The following is a 4,611-nucleotide window of genomic DNA, read 5'->3' on the forward strand; positions in this document are numbered from 1 at the left end:
AGCGAGTCACGGATGCAACCAGTTGTCTAAATCCGTCAAAGTGTCAAAGTCTAATAAAGCGAGTCCTAAGTCTTCTAATCGCTCCACAGGAAGGCTGCGGATGATTTCTTCTAGATTCTGGGGTATTTCACCGAAACGTCGCTGAAGAAGTCTAATAACAAGATTGGCCTCTTGAATTCTACCCTGTTCAAGACCCTGCTGTACCCCCTCTTGAACCGCTTGTTCTCTATCCTGTTGGTAAAGTGGAGCTAAACGCATAATAAACTGCCTATCCTCCTGTGTTTTTTTCGATAACGCTTCTAAATTTCTACTCAAATTATACAATAAGTTTAAAGAAGCCGATTTTAGAGGAGCATTCGGTGATAATCTCTCTAATTCATCGATAGCTCTCTCTCTTGTTCATCCTCTACTATTTTTCTAATCGGAGACTACTGGCTACTGACTCCTAACCCTAACAACAATTTTTGATTTTTGCCGCAAACCCTAAATAATCTTCCGGTTGTCGTTTGCCAGGCTCAGAACTAGGATAGGAAAGAACGAGGCATTAATGCAGCAAGAGAGGCTTATACTGTGACTAATGTAGCGATCGATGTCCGATTAACCGAGACTTCTCTGTGGCAATGGCAAATATGGCAAGGATTGCCCTATCTTACCTGTAGTCTCCTAGAGGACTGGTCCCACGGCTTTTTTACCCGTCATTATTACCCCCAAACCCCGGAAGCTTTTACGGCTGCTCTGGGGACAAATGTACCGGTTTATCGGGTTAAACAGGTACATGGCGATCGCCTATTAAATCCCCAAGGGATTACTAACCCGGAAATTGTTGAAGCGGATGGAATTATCACCGATGCTTCCGGTCAAGGGATTTGGGTGGCCAGTGCTGATTGTACGCCCGTACTAATAGGCGATCGCTCTACTGGTGTTGGGGTGGCGATTCATTCTGGATGGAGAGGGACGGCCAAAAGGATAGTTCCCAAAGCAGTAAAGCAGTTATTAAACTCCGGTAGTTGTTTAGATAACTTAGTGCTGGCCCTGGGGCCGGCAATTGCCGGGGAAGTGTATCAAGTAGAGACAGAAGTTGCCGCAGAAGTGGGTTTAAGTTTATTCCCCCAAGAAACCAATCCCGACCAAATTCTGGCGAATTTATTTAACCTGTCCCCCTCCCCCTTATTTGCTGACGAGGAAAAAGGAAAAGTGCGCTTAGACGTGCGACGGGTGATTTATCATCAACTACAACAGTTAGGAATTAGGGATGAACAAATTGCGATCGCTCCTTTTTGTACCTATCAACAAGAGGATCATTTTTTCTCCTATCGTCGGGAAAAAGCCAAAAAAATTCAATGGTCTGGCATAGTTAGCCGTTAATAACTCGGTGGACATTCTCACTCAAGAATTCGCCCTTTCTTTTCACTGATTACTGATTACTGCTCACTGATAACTGAAAAATCCCCCCCCTCTCCCATGCGTATTGTTTTTTTCGGAACCCCGACTTTTGCTGTTCCCACCCTAAAAAAATTATTAGCCAATCCCGATATAGAAGTAATTGCCGTCGTTACCCAACCGGACAAGCGCCGGGGAAGGGGTAATCAATTAATCCCCTCACCGGTGAAACAAATAGCCATAGAACAGCAAATACCGGTTTGGCAGCCCAAAAGTGTCAAAAAAAACGCTCGAACCTTAGATTTTCTCAGACAATCGCGAGCGGATGCCTTTGTGGTGGTTGCCTACGGACAAATTCTCTCCCCAGAAATTCTAGAGATGCCGAGATTAGGCTGTATTAACGTTCATGGCTCAATTTTACCGAAATATCGGGGAGCAGCCCCCGTGCAGTGGTGCATCGCTAGGGGAGAAAAAGAAACCGGCATTACCACCATGTTAATGGATGCGGGCATGGATACCGGACCGATGCTACTGAAAGCCTACACCCCGATCGCTCTTTTTGACCATGCCGAACAGGTGGGAGCAACCCTAGGACAAATAGGGGCGGATTTGCTCCTAGAAACCCTCTCTAAGCTCGATCGAGCAGAAATTACCCCAATTCCTCAAAATAACGACGATGCCACCTATGCCCCTTTAATTCAAAAATCCGACTATCTAATCCACTGGCAAGATTCGGGCCGGAGAATTCACGATCGAGTCCGGGGTTTTTATCCTAATGCGCTAACCACTTTCCGGGGACAACCTCTAAAAGTGATGGCGACTATTCCCCTAGACGATCCTAGTCAACTGCCTCGAGAATTACAGACAAAAGACCTTTCTCATCTAAGCGGAGAAGTGGGATCGATCGTGGCTCTCTGGAAAAATTTCGGGCCGGTAGTGCAGACGGGTGAGGGTTTATTATTATTAGAAGAAGTGCAATTATCGGGGAAACCTCCGCGTTCTGGTGGGGATTTGGTCAATGGTTCCCGTTTAACTATCGGTGAGATTTTCGGTCAATAGTTTTCGGGGTATGGCTTTCCTTTGCTCCTCTATGCTTCACCGGTGAAGATTTTTTTCAACCGGCGAAAGCGATCGGAATAACTTCTCAATACTTTGACCGCAAACATGGGGGTTTCCTGCACGGCAAATAAAAACTGCGGTTGATTGAGACAGGCTAATTTACAATCAGTTTTGGCAATAGCTGTGGATTCTCGCAGTTTATCTGGGTGCAGGAGCGATCCTGCTCCGAATACATCCCCTTTTTCTAGAGTTTCTATCAATTGTTCCTTGATATACATCTCCACTTCTCCGCTAAGAATACCGTACATTAACTCGCCCTCCGTGCCATCGGCAAAAATAACTTCACCAGCTGGAAAAGTGCGATCGGGATGATTTTCGAGAATTTTAATCGTCTCTACGGGACTTAACATGATTTAACAATAATTTTTCGGGTTATCTCTCCCATTTTCCGATATATTGAACTCCCCGATCATCGTTTTTGTATGTAAGAACACTTGAAACCTCTCTACCTGACAAAGATTCGGTTTGATTCTCAGAAATGCTTTGTTTAATCCTTGTCGGGGAGGGAAAATTTCTGTCTTCATACCTTTATCCTCTTCCTACCCAATCCGATTTTTCAGTCTATTTTTTTCTCTCTTATCTTCGCTGAAAAACCCTATATATATGGGCGCACGGATTCCGATTATACATAAAGTATAAAGCAAGTCTCGCCATTTGTCAAGGGTTTTCTGAAAATCTCCCCCACTTCCCACTTCCTTGACAAAACACCGGGGTTAAAACTGTTCGATCGCTTCTTGGGTGATTTCTGCGATCGCTGCTAAACTGGGACTGACCTGGCCGATATCGGTGGATAACCAGAGAAGATACTCGACGTTACCCGCAGGTCCGGTAATGGGAGACCAAGTTAAACCCCGATAGAACCATCCTAAGACTTCGGCGGCCTGTAAAACCTGAAAAATCGCCCCTGCTTGGTCTTGGTGGTCGCGAACTACCCCTTTTTTGCCAACTTTTTCCCGTCCCACCTCGAATTGGGGTTTGACCAATAAAATCGCTTCTCGCGGTGGATTTAATAGCGTCCACAGGGTCGGTAAAACTTTGGTCAAAGAAATAAAGGACAGATCCATAACTGCTAAATCGGCGGGGTTTTCCTGTCCGTATAACTTTTCCGGGGTTAAATAGCGAAAATTAGTTCTTTCTAGTAAAATAACCCGTTCATCCTGCCGTAAACTCCACGCCACTTGTCCATAACCCACATCGACCCCATAAACCCGTTTTGCTCCTTTTTGCAAGAGACAATCGGTAAATCCCCCCGTGGAAATGCCTCCATCTAAACAAATGCGATCGCAGACATCGATGGCAAACAATTCTAAGGCCTTAGCTAATTTTTCGCCCCCCCTTGACAAATAGGGCAGTTTCTGCTTAACCTCGATCGCCGCTTCTGGATCGATTTCTGTGGCCGGTTTATCGATGATTTGATGATTGACTTTCACCTCTCCAGCGCGAATTAATCGCTGTGCCTGTTGACGGGAATCACAGAGATTTTTGGCTACTAATAATAAATCTAATCTTTGTTTCGGCAAGGAAGGCCTCCCAATAATCAGCGCCTAATTCTAAAAAATACCTTATTTTTCCGCAAGCAATCCCAGAAGGAAGATTATAAGTAAGGAGAGGGGTAAGCGAAACCCATCAGCTACATTTTCGCTGCCATTCCGATATTTTATGGATAAAGATACTCAATTCGCCGTTTTGGTCATTGGCATCCCCTTTCTAGGACTAGCTTACTGTGGCTTGATTTTTGCCGTGATGATCTATTGGGTGTGGGCCCGGGAACATCCCGTAACCATGGCCACTTTTTTCGTCCTTGCTCCTTCTTTGATTTCTGGCTCTATCTGGCTGTTAGCCTCCTATAAAGCCCGCCAAAAGCAGCGTTTAGGGTTATAATTGTATAATTGGCAAGACTATCCCATTGGCCTCTAGAGAACAACTAATGTGGGGCAATGTGGGGGTGAATTGCCTTCCCGCTCCCCTAGATAGGGTCTGCTGAATAAATCTAAAAACCTTGTTGGGTAAGACTTTTAGACTTTTTGTCAATCAAAAAGTACCAGGACTGGGAGTGATCAGGGGGAAAATTCAGGTACTTTTTCCCTGAAAATTAGGTAGTTGACCACCTGA

At 45.1% G+C, this 4,611-nt stretch carries 5 protein-coding genes and 1 pseudogene; 3 read left to right on the plus strand and 3 right to left on the minus strand.

All coding sequences use genetic code 11. The features are described 5' to 3' along the window. Window positions 1–6: 6 nt before the first annotated feature. Window positions 7–399, minus strand: a pseudogene (locus IM319_RS05205) (DUF4351 domain-containing protein); the annotation flags it as partial. A gap of 171 nt (window positions 400–570) precedes the next feature. Here IM319_RS05205 and pgeF point away from each other — a divergent pair. Then, window positions 571–1,365, plus strand: a complete 795-nt coding sequence (gene pgeF, locus IM319_RS05210) for a peptidoglycan editing factor PgeF (RefSeq protein ID WP_286824487.1) — start codon at window positions 571–573, stop codon at window positions 1,363–1,365. 96 nt (window positions 1,366–1,461) lie between these two features. Continuing rightward, window positions 1,462–2,439 (plus strand): methionyl-tRNA formyltransferase, encoded by a 978-nt coding sequence (fmt, locus tag IM319_RS05215; protein WP_287734906.1) that lies wholly within the window; start codon window positions 1,462–1,464, stop codon window positions 2,437–2,439. A 29-nt stretch (window positions 2,440–2,468) separates the two neighbouring features. On the opposite strand, the gene IM319_RS05220 is transcribed toward fmt, so the two are convergent. Beyond that, a complete protein-coding gene (locus IM319_RS05220) occupies window positions 2,469–2,849 on the minus strand; it encodes a cyclic nucleotide-binding domain-containing protein (RefSeq protein WP_287734907.1) in 381 nt (126 codons plus the stop codon). Window positions 2,850–3,212: 363 nt separating this feature from the next. After that, on the minus strand, window positions 3,213–4,019 hold the full coding sequence (locus IM319_RS05225; protein ID WP_287734908.1) for a TlyA family RNA methyltransferase: 807 nt from the start codon (window positions 4,017–4,019) through the stop codon (window positions 3,213–3,215). 139 nt (window positions 4,020–4,158) lie between these two features. Between IM319_RS05225 and IM319_RS05230 the strand changes: the two genes are divergently transcribed. Next, window positions 4,159–4,380: a hypothetical protein gene (locus IM319_RS05230; protein WP_287734909.1), complete on the plus strand. Its 222-nt coding sequence runs from the start codon at window positions 4,159–4,161 to the stop codon at window positions 4,378–4,380. Window positions 4,381–4,611: the final 231 nt, after the last annotated feature.

Origin of the sequence: Microcystis sp. M113S1 (genome assembly GCF_020246945.1) — a bacterium.
In the GTDB taxonomy this organism is placed as follows: Bacteria; Cyanobacteriota; Cyanobacteriia; order Cyanobacteriales; family Microcystaceae; genus Microcystis.